This is a genomic window from Pseudoxanthomonas sp. Root65, from assembly GCF_001427635.1.
Taxonomy (GTDB): Bacteria; Pseudomonadota; Gammaproteobacteria; order Xanthomonadales; family Xanthomonadaceae; genus Pseudoxanthomonas_A.
The window spans coordinates 1,736,479-1,758,968 of sequence record NZ_LMHA01000001.1 but is presented as its reverse complement, the minus strand read 5'-3'; the positions used below and the strand labels follow the sequence as shown (position 1 = coordinate 1,758,968).

The window sequence follows — 22,490 nt, the reverse complement described above, 5'->3', positions numbered from 1 at the left end:
GCAGTGCATCCGGTCCGGATGCAGGTGATGGGCGGGCGCGTAGTGACGCCCGCCTGCGCGGCCGGCGGCTTCGCTGGTCGCGGCCCTCCCTGGCCGCGGCGATGGCATCAGGCCGCAGCGAACGCCAGCAGGTCGGCGTTGAGCTGTTCGCGGCTGGTGTCGCCCAGCGAGTGCGAGCCGCCGGGATAGATCTTCAGCGTCGCACCCGGTACCAGCTTGGCCGACAGCCTGGCCGAGGCATCGATCGGCACGATCTGGTCGTCGTCGCCGTGGATGATCAGCGTGGGGACGTCGAACTTCTTCAGGTCCTCGGTGAAGTCGGTTTCCGAGAAGGCCTTGATGCAGTCGTAGGCGTTCTGGAAGCCGGACTGCATGCCCTGCGTCCACCAGGCGCGGATGTTGCCCTCCGACACCTTCGCGCCGGGCCGGTTGTAGCCGAAGAACGGACCGCTGGCGACGTCGAGGAAGAACTGCGCACGGTCGGCGAGATACGCCTGGCGGAAGCCGTCGAACACCGACATCGGCAGACCGCCCGGGTTGGCGTCGGTCTTCAGCATGATCGGCGGCACCGCGCCCATCAGCACGGCTTTCTTCACCCGCTGGGTCCCATGCCGGCCGATGTAGCGCGCGACTTCGCCGCCACCGGTCGAATGACCGATCATCACCACGTCCTTGACGCCCAGGTGCTCGAACAGCTGCTCCAGGTCGTCGGCGTAGGTGTCCATCTCGTTGCCCTGCCAGGGCTGGCTGGAGCGGCCATGCCCGCGGCGGTCGTGGGCGATGCAGCGGAAGCCGTTGCTGGCCAGGTGGAAGATCTGCGGATCCCAGGCGTCGGCGCTGAGCGGCCAGCCGTGGCTGAAGGAGACCACGGGCCCCTTGCCCCAGTCCTTGTACCAGATCGTCGTGCCGTCTTTGGTGGTGAAGGTCGCCATGCGTCGTTCCTCGTGGGGGATGGTGGGAGAGCGGGTGCCCGCTGCCGTCAGCGACAGGGCGGGAAGCGCGGCGAGCGCGGTGGCCGCCGCGCCGGCGACCAGTACGCGGCGTCGTTGCGGGTCGGCGGGCGTGGCGTCGTGATCGCGCATGCTGAGGGTCGCCTTGCGGGTGTGGAGACCGTGTCAGCGTGCACGCCCGCCATGACGGCGCGATTGCACATCCGTGCGCGAACCCGCGCCGCGGTCAGAGCGGCATGATGCCGCGCTTGATCGCGATGGTGACGGCATGGGTGCGGTCGTTGGCGCCCAGCTTGGAGAGGATGCTCTTCATGTGCGCCTTGACCGTCTCTTCCGAGATGCCCAGGTTGCGCGCCACGCGCTTGTTGGCATTGCCTTCGGCCACCTGCCGCAGCACGTCGATCTCGCGTCCGCTCAGGCCGTCATCGGCCACGTGCGCCGCCAGGCTGTCGGCGACTTCCGCCGGCACGCGCCGGCCGCCGGCATGCACGGTGCGGATGGTGTCCACCAGTTCGCGGCGCAACATGCTCTTCAGCAGGTAGCCATGCGCACCGGCGCGCAGCGCACGCAGCGCCTGCACATCGCCCTGGTAAGTGGTCAGCACCACGATCCGCGCGGCCGGATCCTGTTCGCGGATCGCGCGGATCGCGCTGATGCCATCCATGCCCGGCATCTGCAGGTCCATCAGCACCACGTCCGGGCGCAGCCTTGCATACAGTGCGACCGCCTCGGCGCCTTCGCTCGCCTCGGCCTGCACGCGCATGTCCGGCTGCGTGGCGAGCACCGCAGCGATGCCTTCGCGCAACAGCGGATGGTCGTCCACGACCAGCACCCGGATCGTGCCATCGGATGCGGAAGGACTTACGGAAGAAGGAGAGGCCAAGGGTGCGGGCTCAGGCCGGAGTGCGCGCCACCATAGCGCGCCATCCGGTCCGGCGCGAAGCCCCAATACGGGGGACCCGCGCATGGCCGGCACGTGCTTGCGGCTGCCCGGCGCCCGCCGGGGATCGGCGACGCCGCAGCCTCCCCCGATTGGGGGAGCGGTCGACTACGCCGATTGGGGTTCCGGTGCTGCGCGCGTCCCCGCACCTTAGACGAAGGGGACCACGCGATGCGCACAGCGCACGCCACATAGCCGACCACACACCATGACGCCAGCCTGCCAGGATCTCCACGCTTCCGATCCACGCCCTGCCGCCGGCCTGAACGAGCGCGCCTTCCGCCGTGCGGACACCTTCATCCTGCACAACCTCGGCCGGAACTTCACGCTCGCCGACATCGCCTCGGCCGCCTGCATCAGCCGCTTCCATTTCGCCCGCCAGTTCCGCCAGCGCACCGGCTGCAGTCCGATGGCCTACGTGATGCGGCTGCGCCTGGAGCGCGCGAAGGAAATGCTCGCGCGCGGCGACCAGCGCATCGCCGATACCGCGGCCGCCCTGGGTTTCTACGACCAGAGCCACTTCACCCGCACCTTCCGCCGCGCGATCGGCGTCTCGCCGCGCACGTTCTCGCGCCAGCACCATCACGCCGGTACCACGGGGGCGGTGCGCACACTGGCCCCGTCGGAACCGTCCTACGCGCACGCACATCCCTGAGGAGCAATGACGATGGCCAGGATCCTGGTACTGTACTACTCCGCCTACGGGCATATCGAAACGATGGCGCAGGCGATCGCCGAGGGCGCGACCGGCGCCGGCGCGCAGGTCGACATCAAGCGCGTGCCCGAACTGGTGCCCGAGGACGTGGCGCGCGCCTCGCACTACAAGCTGGACCAGCCCGCGCCGATCGCCACGATCGCGGAACTGGCCGACTACGACGCGATCATCGTCGGCACCGGCACGCGGTTCGGGCGCATGAGTTCGCAGATGGCCAACTTCCTAGACCAGGCCGGCGGCCTGTGGGCGCGCGGCGCCCTGCATGGCAAGGTCGGCGCGGCGTTCACCTCCACCGCCACCCAGCACGGTGGCCAGGAGACCACGCTGTTCTCGATCATCACCAACCTGCTGCATTTCGGCATGGTGATCGTGGGCCTGGACTACGGCCACGCCGGGCAGATGACGCTGGACGAGATCACCGGCGGCTCGCCCTACGGCGCCAGTACCATCGCCGGCGGCGACGGCTCACGCCAGCCCTCGGAAAACGAACTGAAAGGCGCCCGCTACCAGGGCCGCGTGGTGGCCGAGACGGCGATCAGGCTGCACGGCTGACCGCCGAAGCCTCCGCCTGTCAGCGCATCGCCCGCAGCGCGGACCACGCTTCCGGCGTGTTGCAGTTGCGTAGCGCCGCCCGCCACGGCGGTGCGGGCATGCATCTCGCCTGCAAGCGCGCCTGCAGCGCACGCAACGACCGTGCGCGCTCCTCACATGCGCCGATTTCGTCCATCACCGCACGCACCCGCGCATCGATCCGCAGCACCATCGGCAGCGGGTGATCCTCCACGCAGGCGCAGGCGGCGTCGGTCGCCAGCAAAGCCTGCAGCAGGTCGGCGGACAGTAGTGGCATGTCGACCGGCACCACCATCCATGTACCGTCCTGCAGACGCGGCGCGAGTTGCGCCAGTGCGCCCATCGGCCCGGTGTCGGGCATGCCGTCCGGTATGCCGTCGAACTGCGGGTGATTCCCGCTGACGACCACGTCGTTCGCGCCCGCAGCGAGCAGCAACGTGCGCATGTGCTTCAGCAGCGTGCCGTCGCCCCAGGGCAGCGCAGCCTTTTCCGTGCCCATGCGCGAGGAGCGCCCGCCTGCGAGCAATACCGCACGCCATTCGCGCGTCATGCCGGAAGCCACCCGGGCGGATGCAGATGGCCGTGGCCATGCACCTGCACGCGTGTCCCCGCGTCGATGCGGGCGGCGTCGGCAGGCACGCTGATCCACACCGACGACTGCGCGAACGGCAGCAGGCGGAACGAGGCCTGCGCCTCGGCGACATGGGCGTGCAGCCGGCCTTCCCCGTCGCAACGCAGGTGGCCGTGGAACATGGCGTGCAGCCCGGCGCGCTTGTCGCAGGCGGCCGCCAACGGCAGGCGGCGCTCCGGTTCCGGCCGCATCCCCAGCCATGCGCGAAGCAGCGGCTCGACCAGGAAGCGGAAGCCCACCGCCGTCGACAGCGGATTGCCGGGCAGGCCGACGACCACCGGACCTTCGCGCAGCCGCGCCGCCAGCAGCGGCTTGCCGGGCCGCATCGCCACGCCATGGAAGCACCGTTCGGCCTCGCGCGCCTCCAGCGCGGCGGGCACGAAGTCGTAGCAGCCCTTCGACACCGCACCCGTGCTGAGCACCAGGTCGACGTCGAGCGCCAGCGCCGCATCGATGGCGGACTGGAAGGTGGCCACGTCATCGCCAACGCGCGCGTGGTGGACCAGCTCCGCGCCTGCGGCCGCGATCGCGGCCGCGAGATACGGCGACGTCGCGTCATGGATGCTGCCGGGCGGCAGTGCCTGGCCGGCCGCGATCACTTCGCGACCGGTCGCCAGCACGGCCACGCGCGGACGTCGTGCGACCGCGACCTCGTGCTGTCCGACGCCCGCCAGCAGCATCAGCTGCGCGGCGTGGAGTACGGTGCCCGACGCCAGCAACGCGTCGCCTTCCCGCACGTCCTCGCCGCGGCGGCGTATATGCGCCCCCGGCGACGCGTCATCCCGCAGGCGGACACGCGCGTCCGGCAGCCGCTCGATGCCTTCGAGCGGCACCACGGTGGCCGCCCGCGTCGGCAATGCCGCGCCCGTCATGACCTCCCAGGCATGCGCGTCGTCCTGCGGCGGCACGTCGCCCGCCGCGATCCGCGACGCCAGCGCCCAGCAGCTGCCGGCGCGTGCTGCCGGTCCATCGCCGGCCAGCGCTACTCCGTCCATCGCGGCGTTGTCGAATGCCGGCAGCGCCATCGGACTGACGATGTCGCCGGCCAGGATGCGCCCGGCCGCACGGCCCAACGCGACGCACTCTTCGCCGCACCGCTCGGCGCCCTCCAGCAGCCGTGCCACCGCCTCGTGATAACCGATCACTGCCTCTCGCTCTTACGAACCCAGATGCCGGGCAGCCTAGTGCCACCGTGCGCGCTTGCCAAACCGCCGACCGCTGCGTGAGCCATGAGCGACCTGATGATTCCCCTGTTCCGGCATCATGTAAACGAGCGCCGTCCTTGCGGCCTTGGCCGCGCCCCGCCCTGAGTTCCGCCCCGGCGCACTGCGCACGGCGGTGCACGACCGCGGCTCCGATGACCCTGCCCCTGCCCGAGGAACCCGCATGACCACGATCCGCACCGCGACCGACGACGACCTGCCGCGCATCCTGGCGCTGCTGACGCAATCGTCGCTGCCGACGGAGGATCTGGCGGATGCGATGGCGACGTTCCTCGTCGACGAGCGCGACGGTGCATTGGCCGGCGTCATCGGCTTGCAGCGCTTCGGCCAGGCAGGCCTGCTGCGCTCGCTCGCCGTGGCGCCCGCGTACCAGGGCCAGGGCATCGCGCGCCGGCTGGTGGCGGCACTGGAAACCGAAGCGCGGCTGCAGGAGATCGATGCCCTGTATCTGCTGACGCAGACCGCGGAGCGCTTCTTCACCCTGCAGGCATTTGAAGCACTGCCTCGGGAGCAGGCGCCTGCCGCACTGCAGGCTTCCGCGGAATTCCATTCGCTCTGCCCGGCGTCAGCGGTGTGCATGCGCAAGCGGCTGTCCGCCGTGGCGCCGCGCTGAGGCCGCCACCGACAACGCTCAGGCCAGGCCCGGCAGTTCCACCGACACGGCCAGGCCGCCAAGCTGCGACGACGGCGCCAGCCGGATCGTGCCGGCATGCGTGATGACCACTTCCTTGACGATCGCCAGGCCCAGCCCGCTGCCCTCGTGGTGGCTGCCCAACCGGCGGTAGAAGCGGTCGAACACGCGCTCGCGCTCCTCCTCGGGAATGCCCGGGCCGCTGTCTTCGACCGCAAGGAAGGCCTTCTCGCCGCTCTTCCACGTGCGCACCGCGATGATGGCGCCGGCGGGTGCGTGGCGTGCGGCATTTTCCACCAGGTTGCGCACCAGCAGGCCGAGGGCGACCTCGTCGCCGGACACCTGTACGGGTTGCAGGTCGAGCCGCAGCACCTGGCTCCTGGCATCGAGCAAGGGCCGCGCCGCATCGATCTCGGTGCCTGCCAGCGCCGCCAGGTCCAGGCGCGCGCGTTCGAGAACACGTCCCGTGCTTTCGGCGCGGCTCAATGACAGCAGTTGGGCGACCAGGCGCTCGACGCGCAGCACGCTGGCCGCCAGTTGCTGCTGCGAGGCATCGCGCTCCTCATCGTCGCGGGCGTGACGCGCGTTGTCGGCATGCACCTTCAATGCGCTGATCGGCGTGCGCAGCTCGTGCGCGGCGTCGGCCACGAAGGTGCGCTCGCGTGCCAACGCGATGTCCAGGCGGTGCAGCAGGCCATTGATGGCGTCGACCAGGCCGCGCGCTTCCTGCGGCACGTCGGCCGGATCCAGCGGCGCCAGCCGTTCCGGATCGCGCTGGCCGATCTCGTGCGATATCCGCCGCAGCGAACGCGTCGCCAACGCGACGCTCCACCAGACCACCAGCGCGATCAGCGGCAGCGACAGCAGCAGCGGCAGCAGCGTACCGCCGGCGATATCGCCGGCGAGTTCCTCGCGGATGTCGGTGCGTTCGGCGGACTGGAACCAGCGGCCGTTCGGCGATTGCAGCGTGAACGCGCGCCAGTGCGCGCCATCCACCACCACGTCCTCGTAACCCGCCCGCAACGTCGCCAGCGGACGCACGGGCGCGCTGTCCGAGCGCAACAGCAGGCGGCGCTGCGCATCCCAGACCTGGAACGCCAGCTTGTTCTCGTAGGCATGCCCGTCGTCGAACGCCAGCGCCTCGCCGACGCCATGCGCCTCGCCATGCCAGCCCCGCAGCACGATCGGTTCGCCCGGATAGGCGTTGAGTTCGCTGAGCGGCTCATCGACCAGGCTCACCAGCACGCGCGTGGACTGCACCAGGCGCGCATCGAACATCTCGCCGGCTTCCTGCAGGCCGGCGCGATAGCTGAGCAGGCCGGCGGCCGCCATCACCACCGCCAGCGCGCCCAGCAACAGCCACAGCAGGGTCGCGCGCATCGACCTCATGCCGCGTCTCCGGCGAGATCGCCCAGCGCATACCCCAGGCCGCGCACGGTGCGGATGATGCCGGGCTCCAGCTTGCGGCGGAGCTGGTGGACATGCACATCGACGGCGTTGCTGGCGACATCGGCATCCCAGCCGTACAGGTGCTGCTGGATGGCCTCGCGCGCCATCGGCCGACCGCGCTGCTCCATCAGCACGCGCAACAGGGCGAACTCGCGCCGGGTCAGGTCGAGCGGACGCCCTTTCCAGGTGGCGGTGAGTGCGGCGGGATCCAGCCGCAGCGGGCCCGATTCCAGCGAAGGATGCGCGCGGCCCGCGCTGCGCCGGATCAGCGCGCGCACGCGTGCGAGCAACTCGGCGGTATCGAACGGCTTGCCCAGGTAGTCGTCCGCGCCGACATCCAGGCCGAGCGTGCGATCGGCCGGACGCTCGCGGGCGCTGAGCACGAGGATGGGCACCGCGTCGCCGGCGGCGCGCAACTGGCGGATCACCTCGATGCCATCCATCCGCGGCAGCCCCAAGTCCAGTACGACCAGATCGAAGCCGCCGTCGCGTGCCGCCAGCAGGCCGCTGGCACCGTCCTGCACCCAGTCGACGGCGAAGGCACCGCGCCGCAACGCGGTCCGGATGCCTTCGCCCAGCGACAGGTCGTCTTCCACCAGCAGGATGCGCATGTGGCCAGTCTGGTCGGCACCCCCTCAGTGCGCAAGATGGGTGTTGACGTCTTTCAAGCGGGTCTGCGCTTCCTGGCGGCGACCGGCGTCGGCGACCTCGCGGCCGGGACGCGCCGGCGCCGCCAGTGCCTTCTGGAACGCGGTGCGCGCGCCGGCCCAGTCCTTCTGGTCGCGCAGGAAGTCGGCGTAGAAGTAGTTGGCGTCGATGCCGTCCGGATCGATCGCCAGTCCCTTGCGCAGCATCGTGCGTGCGGTGTCGTCATCGCCGAAGCCGAGCGGCCAGCCGGGCACCTGGTAGTACAGCGCGCCGAGGCTGGTATAGGCCGCACCATCGAGCGCATCGGGCGCGATCTGGATGGCCGCCTCGAAGTCGGCACGCGCGCGCTTCACCAGCCCCAGCGCGCCCACGCCGCCTTTCTCGCCGGCCAGGCTCGACAGCACGATGCCTTCCCAGATCAGCGCGGACGCGTCGCGCGGATGCGCCTGGCGGATCTTCTCGGCCTGGTGCAGCAGGTCCTCGAAGGCCGATTCGCGCTGCGCCTTCGGCACCTGGTAGTTGATCTGCGCCCAGCGGTCGCGCACCTGGGTGGCGGTGGTGGCGCCAGGTTCGGCGGCCATCGCGATGCCGACGACCAGCGCGGTGGACATGAGGAGAAGGAAGAGCATGGACTTACCGTGATTGAGGTTCATGACGAAGGGTCTCGACAGCAGACGGGCGGGATCGTCGCGCGTGGCGACGGACGATGGGCAGGCTGGCGCGCAGGTTGCGGTCGACCAGACCGGGTACCAGCCCGTTGAGGCGTGCGAACAGTTTTTCCGGCCAGCCGAGCTGCAGCCGCGAGGTGCCCTGGGTGATCGCGGCGATCAATTGGCGCGCGACCTCGGCGGGCGCATCGCTGGCCACCTTCAGTTCGGCATTGAGGGCATCGACCGCCGGCGTGTTGAACGGCGTGCGGGTGGCGCGCGGTGACAGGTACTGGAATCGCAGCGACGTATCGGCGTACTCGCGCGCCAGCGCTTCGGTCAGTCCGCGCAGGCCGAACTTGCTGGCGCTGTACGCGGCGAAACCGGGAAACGCCAGGCTGCCGAAGGTCGAACCGACCACGACGACCGACGACATCGCATGCATGCGCAGTACCGGCAGCAAGCCATGCACCAGCAGCATCGGCGCCACCAGGTTGGTCTGCATGAGCCGCGCCATCTCCTCCGGCGACTGGTCCTCGAACAGGCCGAACGCGGCCTGCGCGTGCGCAAGCACCAGTACCGACGGCGTGGGACGGGCGGCATGCGCGGCGTCGAGCACGCGCGCGCGGCCTTCTTCGGTCGCGACATCGCCCACCGCCCATGACAGGCGCCCGGCGGGCAGTTGCTGGGCGAGGCGACGCAGCCTGGCTTCGTCGCGCCCCACGGCCAGCACGTGCGCACCGGCGGTGAGCAGCGCCGCACACAGCGGCACGCCGATACCCCCACTGGCACCGGTGACGATCACGGTCCTGCCGGCGAGGTCCATCATGCGGCTTCCGCCAGGCGCACACCGCCGTCGCGCAGGGTGCGGAAGATGTCGCCGTAGAGCACGTAGAAGCGGCGCGCCGCGTGCACGATGGCGGCCTGGTCGGCGGGGTCGTCGATGCGATCCATCAGCTGCCGGAAGAAGCCGACGTGCTCGATGTCCAGGTCGCCATGCGAAAGCAGGTAGCTGAAGGCGTTGCGTGGGAGGTCCAGCGATTGCTGGATCGTGTTGGCCGCACGCGTGGCCAGCGCCACGCTGGTGCCTTCCAGCACCAGCACCATGCCGAAGAAGGCGACCGGGTTGCCGCGCTGGATGGTGTCGTAGGCGTAGCTGACCATCAGTTCGGTCGCCAGCGACGGCGCGGACGCTTGCGCGGCGGCGCGGTCCTCGCCGCAGGCGGCGATGTCGTCCAGCACCCACTCGTGGTGGCCCATCTCCTCGTCGATGTACTCGCCCACCGCCGTGCGCAGCCACTCCAGGCGCGCCGGCAGGCGCGCGCCGCAGGCCATCAGCAGCGGCACGGTGTGGCGGACGTGGTGGAAGGCCTGGGTGAGGAAGGCGACGTAGTCGTCGCGCGCGATGCGGCCGGCCAGCGCCGACTGGATGATCGGAATGGACAGCAGCCCATTGCGTTCGTGCGTGGTCTGGGCGACCAGCGCGTCATGGAAACTCATGCGGGAACTCCGGCAGGCAAGGCGTTGGGGGGACGCTGGTAGCAGGCATCGACATCGGCCTGGTAGCGGGACAGGATCGCGTCGCGTCGCGGCCGGCCATTGGCGGTCAGCAGGCCGGCGTCGGCAGTGAAGGGGGCGGCCGCACGCACGAAGCGCGCCACGCGCGCGTAGTCGGGCAGCCCCGCGTTGACCTCGGCCAGGGCGCGACGCAGGCGCGTGTCGTCGAGGTCGGCGCGGCGCGGCACCAGCACCGCCACGTTGTCCGCCTGGCCTTCGCCCCAGACCACGGCCTGGCCGATGGCCGGATGCGCGAGCAGTTCGCTCTCGACCCATTCGGGCGACACGTTGCGACCGAACGCGGTGATGAAGACGTTCTTGCGGCGGCCGGTGATGTGGATGAAGCCGTCGTCGTCGCGATGGCCCAGGTCGCCGGTGCGCACCGGCCCGTCCGGCAGGGATTCGCCGCCGAGGTAGCCCAGCGCACGCGCGCCGTCGACGCAGAGCTCGCCGTCGATCAGCGAGACCCGCGCATGCGGCAGCGGACGCCCGACGCTGCCATCGCGCAGGGCGTCCGGCCGGTTCAGGCATACCACCGATCCGCACTCGGTCAGGCCATAGCCTTCGAACACCGGCATGCCGAGCGCGCGGGCGCGCTTCAGCAGGCCAGGCCCGACGCGGCCACCGCCGACCGCGATATAGCGCAGCGACGCCGGCAACGGCGCGCCCTGCTCGGCCGCCATCACCAGCGCCAGCAACAGCTGCGGCACCAGGATCACGCTCTCCGGCTGGTAGCGGTGCAGGCAGCGCAGCAGCGTGGGCACGTCCAGGCCGGTGGCGCCGGTGTAGCCGATCTCCGTCAAGGACGGCAGCGCGATCTCGGCGTCGGCCAGCAGCGTGGCGTACAGGCCGGCCACGTTTTCCAGCAGCGTCGCCAGCGGCATCAGGCACAGGTGGCGGCGCGGCGCGATGATCGCAGCGGCATCCACCAGCGAGGCCGCGACGGTGAACAGGGTGTCCGCGTCCAGGCACACGCCGCGCGGCCGGCCGGTGGTGCCGGAGGTGTAGGTGATGCACGCCGTGCGCGCCGGCAGGGGGGCCGCCGATGACCCGTCGGCCGGCGTACGCCAGCAGGCCAGGCGTTCGCCGTCGACGAATCCGGTCAGCGCTTCCGCACCCGGCGGCATGGCGTCCTCGCGCGCGGTGACCACGCATTGCGCGCCGCTGTTGGCCAGTGCGTGCCGCATCTGCGCCTCGGAGAAGAACATCGGCAGCGGCACGTGCACGCCGCCGACCTCGCGCAGCGCCAGGTCCAGCACGAACCAGGACGGCCCGTTGTCCAGACGGCTGGCGACGCGGCGCATGCCGGTCTTGGCCAGCCACATGACCAGCGCGTCGATCCGCGCCGCCAGTGCGCGATCGTCCAGCGCACCCTGCGCCGTGATCACGCGCGGCACGGCGCGATCACCGGCGCTGCGCAGCACGATATCCATCGGCCGCGTCATGGCGTGCCCGCCAGGCAGAGATCCAGGCCCACGCAGGCCGGCGGCCGCTGCGTACCACGCAGGTAGGCGACGCCATCGGCGAGGTTGCCGCAGATCAGCCGCGGCCGAGAGGCGTAATAGCGGCCCCAGTCGCCGCCGCTGTCGCCCAGCCGCTCGGCGCGCGCTTCGGCCAGCTCCACCATCGGCAGGCGCAGGCGCTCGAAGGCGTTGCGCAGCTGCTGCGTGGCCACCAGCAACACCCAGTCCATGCCGGCCGACTGCAGGGTCAGCGCGAGCTGCAGGATCAGTTCGCGGGCGATGCCCGGCGACGTGGCAGCAAAGTTGCCGACCTCGACCACGCGCTGCCGGTCCACCCGGGCGACGTGGCGCTGCGCCATGGCCTGTTCCACCGGCGCGTCCAGGTAATGTTCGACGAACAGCGGCCCCTCGCCGCCGGCGCGGATGCCGACCGCGGCGGCGAGACGGCCATCGCTGTCGCGGTAGGCGAGCAGGTGCGGGAAGAACGTCCGCAGCGTCGCGCCGTAGCGGTCGTGGTAGACGCGGGCGATGAAGGCTTCCACCTCGCCGCGACCGGGATCGTCCCGGTCGAGCAGGTGGACGCTGACGAACCGGCCGGGCAGCGGCGCGAGGGCGATGTGGGAGCGGATCCAGTGCATGGCGGGCATGCTGGAAGCGCTGGATTAAGGCTCAATTAGCCCGAAGTTAAGCACCCATTAGATTCCCGGAACGAATTCGTGAGGATCCGCGCCGCATCACGCGCTGGCTAAATCCCCTCTGAATCCTGCCGCGATCCGGCTCACCAGTTGTCGCTGCGGAACGGCGACGCGGGCAGCCCGTCGGTGTTGACCAGGTCGGCGGCGGCCGGGTTGTCGGACCAGCCGTAGCGCACGGCCGCCGGACGCGGCACCGCCGCGCTGCGCACCACCACGCGTCCGTCCTGCAGCACCGCCTCCGCCGGATGGAACACCTGGTCGGTGCCGGCCAGCGCGAATCCCCGCACGCGCGTACCGCCGCCGCGGACGGCCAGCGTGCCGCCCGACGTACCGAACTCGACATGCGCCGCCTTGCCCTCGAAGCGGGTGTACTGCGGCGTGGGACCGTGGAAGGCCACGGCCTCGCCGTACGCCACGTGGCGTGCCGCCAGGGCCAGCCGTCGTCCCACGTCCTGCTTGTTGCGCGGATGGATGTCGGACGGATCGCCGATGTCGATGGTCACCGCCTGCGCCGTGCCCGGCATCCACAGCGTCATCGACTGCGCCTCGCGCAGCACCGCCCACGGACTCGCGTCGCCGCGGTCCTTGCCCGAGGAATAGTTGGCCAGCTGCACCCACAGGAACGGCAGGCTGGGCGCGTCCCACTGCGTGCGCCACTGGCCGCGCCACTGGTCGATCAGCGCGGGGAACTGCCGGCGGTAACGCAGCGCGTCTTCCACGGTGTTGGCATTCGATTCGCCCTGGTACCAGATCACGCCGCGCATCGCGTAGGGCTGCAGCGGATGGATCATGGCGTTGTAGAGCAACGCGGGACGCTGATTGATGTCGTCGTCCTCGCCCAGCGACGCGGCGTCTGCCGCCACCTTGACCTCGTCCAGTCCCTGCGACGGCGCATCGATCCAGGCTTCGATGCGGCTGCCGCCCCAGGTGCTGTCGATGATGCCGACCGGCACCCCGGTGACCGCGCGCAGCTCGCGCGCGAAATGATGGGCGACCGCCGAGAACCTGCCCGCCACCTGCGGCGACGCGGCCACCCATTCGCCCCCGGCGAGCTGCGCCTGGGGCGTGCCGGCCCAGGAGCGGGGAATCTTGAAGTGGCGGATCTGTGGATCGGTCGCGCGTGCGATCTCGGCGTCGGGGTCGGCGGCCTGCGCGATCGACCACTCCATGTTCGACTGCCCGCTGGCCAGCCACACGTCGCCGACCAGCACGTCGTTCAGCACGCGCGGCTGCTTGCCGTCGTCGATGCGCATCACGTGGGGTCCGCCGGCGGTCTGCGCCGGCAGCTCCAGCGACCAGCGGCCGTCGGCATCGGCCTGCGTGGCCGGCGCCGCCGTACCGGCGAAGCTCACCGTGACCTGCGCGCCCGGCGCCGCGCGGCCCCAGACCTGCACGGGCTGGTCGCGCTGCACGACCATGCCATCGGAAAACAGCCGCGGCAGTTCCACCGCGTGCGCGGCGGGAACAGCCAACAGGACGAACAACGCGGTTGCGATTCGGTTCAAGGCGCCTCTCCGTGCCGGAGGCCGCACCCTGCGGGAGGGCATGGCCGTGCGGGCACCATGCCCGTCACCGTCCGGATGATGCCGGAACCGCGACGGCGCGCCGAGTGCCGCAGGTCCCGGCCGCGCCAGGGCCGCCGGCGACCGGGCGCAGGCCGGTCAGGGGGCGCGGCGTTCGGCGTCGCGGTCGTTCTCGCGCAGCTCGTACCACATGCCGTTGAGGATGGCGAAGCTCGCGGCCAGGCCGGCGCCCAGGATCCAGCTGAAGTACCACATGGCGATGCTCCTCAGTACGCGTTGGGGTTGCGGCCCATGCCGTGCTGGTCGACCTTGCCGCGCAGCACGCGGAAGACCCAGGCGGTGTAGAGCAGCACGATGGGCAGGAAGAACGCCGTGGCCAGCAGCATGATGAAGAGCGTCATGTGGCTGGACGAGGCGTCCCACAGCGTCAGGCTGGAACCGGGTTGTGTGGACGACGGCAGCAGGAACGGAAACGCCGCCACGCCCAGGGTCAGGATGATGGCGGTGATGCTGGTCGCCGACGACAGGAAGGCCTGCCCGGCGCGCCCGGCACGCAACAGCAGCGCACTCAGCAACGCACCCGCCACGCCTAGCCCCGGCAGCAGCCACGCCAGCGGCCAGCGCGCGTAGTTGTCCATCCACGCGCCGGGCTGCGCGACCACCACCTTGGCCAGCGGATTCGAGGCGCCGGCGGGGTCCATCGCCACCTGCAGCGCATAGCCGTCGATGCGCGCGACCCACAGGCCGCCGATCACGAACAGCACCGCCGTCGCCAGCGCCGCAAGGCTGCCGTAGCGGCGCGCACGCAGCGCGATGTCGCCGGAGGTCTTCATCGCCAGCATGCCGGCGCCGTGCATCACCAGCATCGCCACACTGACCAGGCCGCACAGCAGCGCGAACGGCGTCAGCAGGCCGAACAGCCCGCCTTCGTAGAAGATCCGCAGGGTGTCGTCGAAGTGGAACGGCACGCCCAGCAGCACGTTGCCCATCGCCACGCCGAACACCAGCGCCGGCACCAGCCCGCTGACGAACAGCGACCAGTCCCACGCGGCGCGCCAGCGTGGATCGGGCACCTTGCTGCGGAACTTGAAGCCGACCGGCCGCAGGATCAGCGCGAACAGGATCAGGAACATCGCCAGGTAGAACCCGGAAAAACTGACCGCATACAGCGGCGGGAACGCGGCGAAGATCGCGCCGCCGCCGAGGATCAGCCACACCTGATTGCCTTCCCACACCGGACCGATGACGTTCAGCACGATGCGGCGCTCTTCGTCGGTGCGCGCCACTGCGGGCAGCAGCGTCGCCACGCCCAGGTCGAAACCGTCCATCACCGCGAAGCCGATCAGCAGGATGCCCAGCAGCAGCCACCAGATCAGGCGCAGCGTGGCGTAGTCGAGCGGAATCGTGTCCATGCGTCTCTCCCGTCAGCCCGCCGGGGCCGGTTGTGGTACGCCTTCCCCATCGGGCTGCGGCGCCGACAGATGCTCGGGGCCCTTGAGGATCAGCTTGCGCATCAGCCACACCTCGATGATCGCCAGCACCGTGTAGACCAGCACGAAGCCGGTGAGCGAGATCACGACCTGGTGCAGCTGCAGTCCGGACGCGGCGAGGAACGTGGGCAGCACGCCGTCGATGATCCATGGCTGCCGCCCGTACTCGGCGATCAGCCAACCGGCTTCGATCGCCAGCCACGGCAACGGCAGGCTCCAGAACGCCACCTTCAGGAACCACCGGTAGCGGTCCAGCCGCTGCCGGCTGGCCAGGTAGAACGCCACCGCGAAGAAGGCGATGAAATAGAAGCCCAGCCCCGCCATCAGCCGGAAGCTCCAGAACAGTGGCGCCACGTGCGGCACGGTGTCGTGCGCGGCACGCACGATCTCCTCCTCGGTGGCGTTGCCGATGTCCTCGCGGTAGCGCTTCAGCAGCAGGGCGTGGCCGATGTCGCGCCAGTGCGCCTCGAAGACCTGCCGCGCAGTGCCGTCGTGCTTGTTGGCGCGCAGCGTCTGCAGCGCCTCGTAGCCCAGCAGGCCGTTGCGGATGCGGCCCTCGGCGCGTTCCACCAGGTCCAGGATGCCCGGCATCTCGGTAGTGAACGAGCGCGTGCCGATCAGTCCCATCACGTACGGGATGTGCAGCGCGTAATGGTTGGTCTGGTTCTTCTGGTCGGGAAGCGCGAAGGCGTTGAAACCAGCCGGCGCGGGTTCGGTCTCCCACATCGCCTCGATCGCGGCCAGCTTCATCTTCTGGTGTTCGCTGGTGGCGTAGCCGCTCTCGTCGCCCAGCACCACGACCGACAGCGCCGCGGCCAGGCCGAAGCTGGCGGCCACCGCCATCGAGCGCTTGGCGAAGTCGACGTTGCGGCCGCGCAGCAGGTAGAACGCGCTGATCGCCATGACGAACATCGCACCGGTCACGTAGCCGGCCGATACGGTGTGCACGAACTTCGCCTGCGCCACCGGATTGAAGATCACCGCCATGAAGTCGGTGATCTCCATGCGCATGGTCTCGGGATTGAAGACCGCGCCGACGGGATTCTGCATCCAGCCGTTGGCCACCAGGATCCACAGCGCCGAGAAGTTGGACCCCAGCGCCACCAGCCAGGTCACCACCAGGTGCTGCACCTTGCTCAGCTTGTCCCAGCCGAAGAAGAACAGGCCGATGAAGGTGGCTTCCAGGAAGAACGCCATCAGGCCTTCGATCGCCAGCGGCGCCCCGAAGATGTCGCCGACGTAGTGGCTGTAGTAGGACCAGTTCATGCCGAACTGGAACTCCATCACGATGCCCGTGGCCACGCCCATGGCGAAGTTGATGCCGAACAGCGTGCCCCAGAACAGGGTCATGCGCCGCCAGATGTCGCGCCCGGTCATGACGTAGACGCTCTCCATGATGGCGATCAGGAAGGAGAGCCCCAGCGTCAGCGGGACGAACAGGAAGTGGTACATCGCGGTGAGCGCGAACTGCAGCCGGGACAGTTCGACAACGGTCATGTCGGGCATGGGGAGCTCCTGGGACCTTGCCGGGGATTCTAGCCCTGTCATGTCACAGCGAGGGGCGACCGTCTGTCGCACCCCCTTTCCCTGGCCTCGCCCTCCCTCTCCCGGCCTCCCGCGCGCCCCCTCTGCCATCGACCACCACGAGGGGTTGATCCTGATCAATGCGGTTCCGTCGGCCGGTCCCGAGAATCCGCCGTACCAGAACAGGAGAGGCCGCATGCAAGGCGTCCAGGGGACTTACAACGACAAGGTGGTGCGCCAGTTCACGGTGATGACCGTGGTCTGGGGGATCGTGGGGATGCTCGTGGGCGTACTGATCGCCGCCCAGCTGTACTGGCCGGCGCTGAACTTCGACGTGCCGTGGCTGAGCTATGGCCGGCTGCGCCCGCTGCACACCAACGCGGTGATCTTCGCGTTCGGCGGCTGCGCGCTGTTCGCCACCAGCCTGCATGTGGTGCAGCGGACCTGCCATGTGCGGTTGCTGTCCGACAGGTTGGCCGCGTTCGTGTTCTGGGGCTGGCAGCTGGTCATCGTGGCCGCGGCGGTCTCGCTGCCGCTGGGCCTGACCCAGGGCAAGGAATACGCCGAGCTGGTCTGGCCGATCGACGTGCTGATCGCGGTGGTGTGGGTGTCCTACGCGGTGCTGTTCTTCGGCACCATCGCCCGGCGCGCGGTCAAGCACATCTACGTGGCGAACTGGTTCTTCGGCGCCTACATCATCGCCGTGGCGCTGCTGCACATCGTCAACAGCCTGGCGCTGCCGAGCGGGCTGCTGCATTCGTACCCGGTCTACAGCGGCGCGGTCGATGCGATGGTGCAGTGGTGGTACGGCCACAACGCGGTGGGCTTCTTCCTGACCGCCGGCTTCCTCGGGATGATGTACTACTTCGTGCCCAAGCAGGCCGGCCGCCCGATCTATTCTTACCGGCTCTCGATCGTGCACTTCTGGGCGCTGATCGCCATCTACATGTGGGCCGGTCCGCACCACCTGCACTACACCGCGCTGCCGGACTGGGCACAGAGCCTGGGCATGGTGTTCTCGCTGATCCTGCTCGCGCCCAGCTGGGGCGGCGCCATCAACGGCGTCATGACGCTGTCCGGGGTGTGGCACAAGCTGCGCACCGACCCGATCCTGAAGTTCCTGATCGTCTCGCTCTCGTTCTACATGATGAGCACGTTCGAGGGGCCGATGATGTCGATCAAGACGGTCAACTCGCTGAGCCACTACACCGACTGGACCATCGGCCACGTTCACGCCGGCGCGCTGGGCTGGGTGGCGATGATCACCATCGGCTCGGTCTACGCGCTGCTGCCGAAGCTGCTGGGCCGCGAGCAGATGTTCTCGGTCAAGGCGATCGACACGCACTTCTGGCTGCACACGCTGGGCGTGGTGTTCTACATCGCCTCGATGTGGATCGCCGGCGTGATGCAGGGCCTCATGTGGCGCGCCACCAACGCTGACGGCACGCTGACCTACAGCTTCGTCGAGGCGTTGAACGCGACCTATCCCTACTACCTGGTGCGGCTGGGCGGCGGCCTGCTGGTGTTCGCCGGCATGCTGATCATGGCCTGGAACACCTGGAAGACCTTCCAGGTCGCCAGCGCCCGCGCCACCGCCCCGCAGCCGATCCTGCCGCCCGATGCCAGCCAGGCGCGCGCCTGAGGAGCCCACGACATGAGCAATGGAAATTCACACGAGAAAGTCGAGAAGAACGTCGGCCTGATGGCGGTGCTGATCGCGGTGGCGGTGTCGTTCGGCGGCCTGGCCGAGATCGTCCCGCTGATGTTCCAGGCCGAGGCGATCAAGCCCCTGGAAGGCGTGAAGCCCTACCCTGCGCTGCAGCTCGCCGGCCGCGACATCTACATCCGCGAGGGCTGCTACAACTGCCACTCGCAGATGGTGCGCACGCTGCGCTTCGAGTCCGAGCGCTACGGCCACTACTCGCTGGCCGGCGAATCGGTCTACGACCGCCCGTTCCAGTGGGGCAGCAAGCGCACCGGGCCGGACCTGGCCCGCGTGGGTGGCCGCTACTCCGACGACTGGCATCGCGTGCACCTGATCAATCCGCGCGACGTGGTACCCGAATCGAACATGCCGTCCTTCCCCTGGCTGGAAAACGCCAAGGTCGACGGCGTCGAGGTCGCGCAGCGCATGAAGACGCTGCAGCGCATCGGCGATCCGTACAGCGACGAAGAGATCGACAACGCCACCACCGACGTGGAGGGCAGGACAGAACTGGACGCCGTGGTCGCCTACCTGCAAGGGCTGGGCAAGGCCGCGCCGAGGGGAGGCTGAGCCATGGTATCGGGGATCGTGACCGGGGTACTGATCGTGCTGTTCATCGCCGGCTGGGTGTGGGCCTGGAGCCCGCGCCGCAAGGCGGATTTCGAGGATGCGGCGCGCATGCCGCTGGGTGAGGACGGGGAGAGCAACCCATGAGCGCAGGCTGGATCGGTTTCATCGTCGCGCTGGTCGTACTGAACATCCTGGGCTGCGTGTGGCTGCTCTGGTGGACCGGCCGCCGCCGTCCGGGCGACCCGGCGCCGGAAGACACCTCGCACGTCTGGGACGGCGACCTGACCGAGTACAACAAGCCGCTGCCGCGGTGGTGGATCAACCTGTTCTACCTGACCATCGTCTTCAGCATCGGCTACATCGCGTGGTACGGCGGCCTGGGCATCGTTCCGGGATACGCCAAGTGGTCCTCCACTGGCGAGCACGACCAGGCCAAGGCCTTGCAGGACAGGAAGCTGGAAGCGACCTTCGCGCCGTTCGCCCACCAGCCCATCGACCAGCTGGCCAAGGACCCGAAGGCGCTTGCGCTGGGACAGTCCATCTTCAACAACACCTGCGCCACCTGCCACGGCTCCACCGGCCAGGGCGCAATCGGCTATCCCAACCTCACCGATGGCGTCTGGCACTGGGGCGGCACCCCCGACCTCGTGCTGCAGAGCGTGCTGGACGGCCGCGAGGGTGTGATGCCGGAATGGGGGACCGCACTGACCAACATGGGCGGCCCCAACGCGGTCGACTACGTCATCGCCTACGTCAACGTGTTGAACGATCCGCAGGCCGGCATGAAGAACAACTTCATGGCCGCGCAGGGCAAACCGCTCTACGACGGCCTCTGCGTCGCCTGCCATGGCGCCGACGGCACCGGCAACCAGGAACTCGGCGCGCCCGACCTGACCGACGACTACTGGCTGTACGGCAACAGCAAGGACAGCCTGCGCACGACGATCAACCGCGGACGCCATGGCGTGATGCCGGCCCATCGCGAACTGCTGGGCGAGACGCGCGCGCGGCTGGTGGCGTCGTACGTCTGGTCGCTCTCGCACAAGCAGGGCCAGGCGGCCGCCGGCGCGAAATGAGCGACTTCACCGAGCCCCGCTTCGATCATCCGCCCCGGCCGCTCGCGCAGCGCGTCGGGGCGGTGCTCTGGCCCAGCTTCTTCGCGGCCGGCGTGGCGACGATGGTGTTCTTCGCCTTCGTCGATCCGCTGACGCTGCGCGACATGACCTTCCCCGACCTGGCGATCAGCCGCGAACTCGGCTACACGCTGGGTTTCTTCATGTTCTGGCTGGCGACCGCCGCCAGCAGCCTGTTCACCTGGATCCTGCTGCGCCCGGCCAGCCGCTTCAACCGCGCGCTGCCGCCGGAGTGAGCGGCCTGCGACAACCCGTCGCTCCCTCGCGCGCCGACGCGGCGCCAGCATGACGCCCGCCACGACAGAGCCGCCCATGTCCACGCCAGCACCGCCGACGCCGCCCGCTGCCGACACCGCCCGACGGCGCATCCCGCTGGACGTGGTGGATGCGCAGGGCAATGCGTTCTATGTCAGCGAGCGCAAGGTGTATCCGCGCGACGTGGCCGGCAGGCTCAACCGCCTGCGGGTGGTGGCGGTGTGGTGGCTGCTGGGCATGTACTACCTGTTCCCGTGGCTGCCGTGGGACGACCGCCAGGCCGTGCTGTTCGACCTGCCGGCGCGCAAGTTCTACGTGTTCGGGCTGGTGTTCTGGCCGCAGGATTTCCTGTTCCTCGCCATGCTGCTGATCATCGCGGCGATGGCGCTGTTCTTCTTCACCGCGCTGGCCGGACGCCTGTGGTGCGGCTATGCCTGTCCGCAGACGGTGTGGACGGAAGTGTTCCTGTGGATGGAGCGCTGGACCGAAGGCGACCGCAGCGCGCGCATCAAGCTGGATGCGGCGCCGTGGAGCGCCAACAAGTTGCTGCGCAAGGGCGGCAAGCACGTGCTGTGGACCGTGTTCGCGCTGTGGACGGGCTTCACCTTCGTCGGCTTCTTCACCCCCATCCTCGATCTCGGTGCGCGCCTGTGGCCGTTCGCCTGGGGCGGCTGGGAAACGTTCTGGGTGCTGTTCTATGCGCTGGCCACGTGGGGCTTCGCCGGTTTCCTGCGCGAGCAGGTGTGCAAGTACATGTGTCCGTATGCGCGCTTCCAGAGCGCGATGTTCGACCGCAACACGCTGATCATCGCCTACGACCCGATGCGCGGTGAGCCGCGCGGCCCGCGCAAGCGCGGCCTGGGCAGCGTGCTGGAACGCGCGCGCGGCCTGCTCGACCAGGTCACCGCCTACGACTACGTGGTGCGTGCCAACGCGCACCCCAGCGCTGCCGACCAGCGACTCGGTGCGCACGGTACCATCACCTTCGCCGGTGCCGGCGCGGTGATCGAACCGCTGCCGAAGTTCGTCCCGGACCAGCTGGGCGACTGCATCGACTGCACGATCTGCGTGCAGGTCTGCCCCACCGGCATCGACATCCGCAACGGACTGCAGTACGAGTGCATCGCCTGCGGCGCGTGCATCGACGCCTGCGACGACGTGATGGACAAGATGGGCTATCCGAAGGGACTGATCCGCTACACCACCCAGAACGCCATCGACGGCAAGCCGTCGAAGGTGCTGCGGCTGCGCATCGTCGTCTACGGCGCCCTGCTGCTGGGGCTGGTGATGGCCTGGGGCTGGGGCGTGTTCCACCGCGACGCGCTGATCGCCGAAGTGCTGCGCGACCGCAATGCGCTGTACCGCGAAGTCGCCGAAGGTCAGGTCGAGAACAGCTACACGCTCAAGCTGATCAACAAGGACCAGCAATCGCATCGCTATGTCGTGACGCTGGCATCGGACTCGCCCGGCATCGTCCTGCGCGACGGCGACCTGACGGTGCGCGCCGAACCCGAGCAAGTCCTGTCGCTGGCCGTCACCGCCAACGCACCCGCCACCCTCCATGGCCGCCATGCCGTGACATTCACCGTCCGCGATGTCGATACCGGCACGCAGAAGACCGTGGACAGCAGTTACTTCGGACCCTCCCCATGACCACGAAACCCGATGCCTCCGCCGCCAACGCCCGCCCGTTCTGGAAGGAACCGATGGTGTGGCTGGTCTGGGGCCTGCCGCTGGCCTCGGTCGTGGCCGGCCTCTGGCTGGTGGTCACCGCCGTGCGCGCCGGTGGCGCCGATCCCGTCATCGACGAGGTGCAGCGCGTGTCGCAGATCCAGACCACTGACCTGGGACCGGACGAGCGCGCCGCGCAGCGCAAGCTCAGCGCCATCCTGCAGGTGCGCCCGGACCATGTGGAACTGACCGCGGTGACCGGCGAGTTCGGTCGCGAAACCTCGCTCGTGCTGGTGCTGACCCATCCCACCGAAGCGGCACAGGACCTGCGCCTGCCGCTGTCGCGCACGACTACCGGCTGGACCGCCCCCGCCGAGATCGACACGCGGCACGACTGGAACCTGCAGCTCACGCCCGCGAACAGCGCCTGGCGCATCCGCGGCCGCCTGCAGAAGGAGACGCAGGCCTCGCGGCTGGCACCTTCGCTCGGAGGCGGCTGA

General features: G+C 69.5%; 25 protein-coding genes. 10 read left to right on the top strand and 15 right to left on the bottom strand.

What is annotated here, in order from left to right:
- Positions 1 to 107: 107 nt before the first annotated feature.
- The gene (locus tag ASD77_RS07730) at positions 108 to 932 is read right to left on the bottom strand and encodes an alpha/beta hydrolase (RefSeq protein ID WP_055941161.1); all 825 of its coding nucleotides are present in this window, start codon (positions 930 to 932) and stop codon (positions 108 to 110) included.
- A gap of 244 nt (positions 933 to 1,176) precedes the next feature.
- The gene (locus ASD77_RS07725; RefSeq protein ID WP_055939662.1) at positions 1,177 to 1,782 is read right to left on the bottom strand and encodes a response regulator transcription factor; all 606 of its coding nucleotides are present in this window, start codon (positions 1,780 to 1,782) and stop codon (positions 1,177 to 1,179) included.
- Positions 1,783 to 2,098: 316 nt separating this feature from the next.
- Between ASD77_RS07725 and ASD77_RS07720 the strand changes: the two genes are divergently transcribed.
- Positions 2,099 to 2,545, top strand: coding sequence for a helix-turn-helix transcriptional regulator (locus ASD77_RS07720; RefSeq protein ID WP_055939660.1), 447 nt, complete (start codon positions 2,099 to 2,101; stop codon positions 2,543 to 2,545).
- Between the two features lie 12 nt (positions 2,546 to 2,557).
- Positions 2,558 to 3,157, top strand: coding sequence for an NAD(P)H:quinone oxidoreductase (gene wrbA, locus ASD77_RS07715; protein ID WP_055941158.1), 600 nt, complete (start codon positions 2,558 to 2,560; stop codon positions 3,155 to 3,157).
- Between the two features lie 19 nt (positions 3,158 to 3,176).
- Here wrbA and ASD77_RS07710 read toward each other — a convergent pair whose 3' ends face one another.
- Positions 3,177 to 3,725 (bottom strand): molybdenum cofactor guanylyltransferase, encoded by a 549-nt coding sequence (locus ASD77_RS07710; protein ID WP_055939658.1) that lies wholly within the window; start codon positions 3,723 to 3,725, stop codon positions 3,177 to 3,179.
- Positions 3,722 to 4,951 (bottom strand): molybdopterin molybdotransferase MoeA, encoded by a 1,230-nt coding sequence (locus tag ASD77_RS07705; protein ID WP_055939656.1) that lies wholly within the window; start codon positions 4,949 to 4,951, stop codon positions 3,722 to 3,724. Before ASD77_RS07705 ends, ASD77_RS07710 begins: the two co-directional genes overlap by 4 nt.
- 241 nt (positions 4,952 to 5,192) lie before the next feature.
- Between ASD77_RS07705 and arsN2 the strand changes: the two genes are divergently transcribed.
- Entirely contained in the window at positions 5,193 to 5,642 is a 450-nt protein-coding gene (arsN2, locus tag ASD77_RS07700) for an arsenic resistance N-acetyltransferase ArsN2 (RefSeq protein ID WP_055939655.1), read from the top strand.
- Positions 5,643 to 5,660: 18 nt separating this feature from the next.
- On the opposite strand, the gene ASD77_RS07695 is transcribed toward arsN2, so the two are convergent.
- The 11 genes from ASD77_RS07695 to ASD77_RS07650 all read right to left on the bottom strand — a co-directional run bounded on the left by ASD77_RS07695 (position 5,661) and on the right by ASD77_RS07650 (position 16,638).
- Positions 5,661 to 7,028 carry an ATP-binding protein gene (locus tag ASD77_RS07695; protein ID WP_055941155.1) on the bottom strand — a complete coding sequence of 456 codons (1,368 nt, stop codon included), beginning with the start codon at positions 7,026 to 7,028 and terminating at the stop codon, positions 5,661 to 5,663.
- A 17-nt stretch (positions 7,029 to 7,045) separates the two neighbouring features.
- Positions 7,046 to 7,720 (bottom strand): response regulator transcription factor, encoded by a 675-nt coding sequence (locus ASD77_RS07690; protein WP_055939652.1) that lies wholly within the window; start codon positions 7,718 to 7,720, stop codon positions 7,046 to 7,048.
- Positions 7,721 to 7,744: 24 nt separating this feature from the next.
- Complete coding sequence (locus tag ASD77_RS07685; protein ID WP_082563172.1) at positions 7,745 to 8,410, bottom strand: hypothetical protein; 666 nt, start codon at positions 8,408 to 8,410, stop codon at positions 7,745 to 7,747.
- Positions 8,391 to 9,230: an SDR family oxidoreductase gene (locus ASD77_RS07680; protein ID WP_055941153.1), complete on the bottom strand. Its 840-nt coding sequence runs from the start codon at positions 9,228 to 9,230 to the stop codon at positions 8,391 to 8,393. The genes ASD77_RS07685 and ASD77_RS07680 overlap by 20 nt, the downstream gene beginning before the upstream one ends.
- Complete coding sequence (locus ASD77_RS07675) at positions 9,230 to 9,904, bottom strand: iron-containing redox enzyme family protein (protein WP_055939648.1); 675 nt, start codon at positions 9,902 to 9,904, stop codon at positions 9,230 to 9,232. Before ASD77_RS07675 ends, ASD77_RS07680 begins: the two co-directional genes overlap by 1 nt.
- Positions 9,901 to 11,406, bottom strand: a complete 1,506-nt coding sequence (locus ASD77_RS07670) for an AMP-binding protein (protein ID WP_055939646.1) — start codon at positions 11,404 to 11,406, stop codon at positions 9,901 to 9,903. Before ASD77_RS07670 ends, ASD77_RS07675 begins: the two co-directional genes overlap by 4 nt.
- Complete coding sequence (locus ASD77_RS07665) at positions 11,403 to 12,062, bottom strand: thermostable hemolysin (RefSeq protein ID WP_055939644.1); 660 nt, start codon at positions 12,060 to 12,062, stop codon at positions 11,403 to 11,405. Before ASD77_RS07665 ends, ASD77_RS07670 begins: the two co-directional genes overlap by 4 nt.
- Before the next feature lie 140 nt (positions 12,063 to 12,202).
- Positions 12,203 to 13,666: a sialate O-acetylesterase gene (locus ASD77_RS07660; RefSeq protein WP_055939642.1), complete on the bottom strand. Its 1,464-nt coding sequence runs from the start codon at positions 13,664 to 13,666 to the stop codon at positions 12,203 to 12,205.
- Positions 13,667 to 13,780: 114 nt separating this feature from the next.
- On the bottom strand, positions 13,781 to 13,897 hold the full coding sequence (cydX, locus tag ASD77_RS17715; RefSeq protein ID WP_082563171.1) for a cytochrome bd-I oxidase subunit CydX: 117 nt from the start codon (positions 13,895 to 13,897) through the stop codon (positions 13,781 to 13,783).
- Between the two features lie 11 nt (positions 13,898 to 13,908).
- A complete protein-coding gene (gene cydB, locus ASD77_RS07655) occupies positions 13,909 to 15,054 on the bottom strand; it encodes a cytochrome d ubiquinol oxidase subunit II (protein WP_055939640.1) in 1,146 nt (381 codons plus the stop codon).
- A gap of 12 nt (positions 15,055 to 15,066) precedes the next feature.
- The gene (locus tag ASD77_RS07650; protein WP_055939635.1) at positions 15,067 to 16,638 is read right to left on the bottom strand and encodes a cytochrome ubiquinol oxidase subunit I; all 1,572 of its coding nucleotides are present in this window, start codon (positions 16,636 to 16,638) and stop codon (positions 15,067 to 15,069) included.
- A 214-nt stretch (positions 16,639 to 16,852) separates the two neighbouring features.
- Here ASD77_RS07650 and ccoN point away from each other — a divergent pair, with 214 nt between their 5' ends.
- From ccoN to ASD77_RS07620, 7 genes are all read left to right on the top strand, one after another.
- Entirely contained in the window at positions 16,853 to 18,298 is a 1,446-nt protein-coding gene (gene ccoN / locus ASD77_RS07645; protein WP_055939633.1) for a cytochrome-c oxidase, cbb3-type subunit I, read from the top strand.
- Between the two features lie 12 nt (positions 18,299 to 18,310).
- Complete coding sequence (gene ccoO, locus ASD77_RS07640) at positions 18,311 to 18,931, top strand: cytochrome-c oxidase, cbb3-type subunit II (RefSeq protein ID WP_055939631.1); 621 nt, start codon at positions 18,311 to 18,313, stop codon at positions 18,929 to 18,931.
- 3 nt (positions 18,932 to 18,934) lie between these two features.
- Positions 18,935 to 19,075, top strand: coding sequence for a cbb3-type cytochrome c oxidase subunit 3 (locus tag ASD77_RS17710; protein ID WP_082563170.1), 141 nt, complete (start codon positions 18,935 to 18,937; stop codon positions 19,073 to 19,075).
- Complete coding sequence (gene ccoP / locus ASD77_RS07635) at positions 19,072 to 20,007, top strand: cytochrome-c oxidase, cbb3-type subunit III (RefSeq protein ID WP_055939629.1); 936 nt, start codon at positions 19,072 to 19,074, stop codon at positions 20,005 to 20,007. Before ASD77_RS17710 ends, ccoP begins: the two co-directional genes overlap by 4 nt.
- Entirely contained in the window at positions 20,004 to 20,300 is a 297-nt protein-coding gene (locus tag ASD77_RS07630) for a hypothetical protein (protein WP_055939627.1), read from the top strand. The genes ccoP and ASD77_RS07630 overlap by 4 nt, the downstream gene beginning before the upstream one ends.
- 76 nt (positions 20,301 to 20,376) lie before the next feature.
- Positions 20,377 to 21,972 (top strand): 4Fe-4S dicluster domain-containing protein, encoded by a 1,596-nt coding sequence (locus ASD77_RS07625; RefSeq protein WP_055939626.1) that lies wholly within the window; start codon positions 20,377 to 20,379, stop codon positions 21,970 to 21,972.
- Entirely contained in the window at positions 21,969 to 22,490 is a 522-nt protein-coding gene (locus ASD77_RS07620; protein WP_055939624.1) for a FixH family protein, read from the top strand. The genes ASD77_RS07625 and ASD77_RS07620 overlap by 4 nt, the downstream gene beginning before the upstream one ends.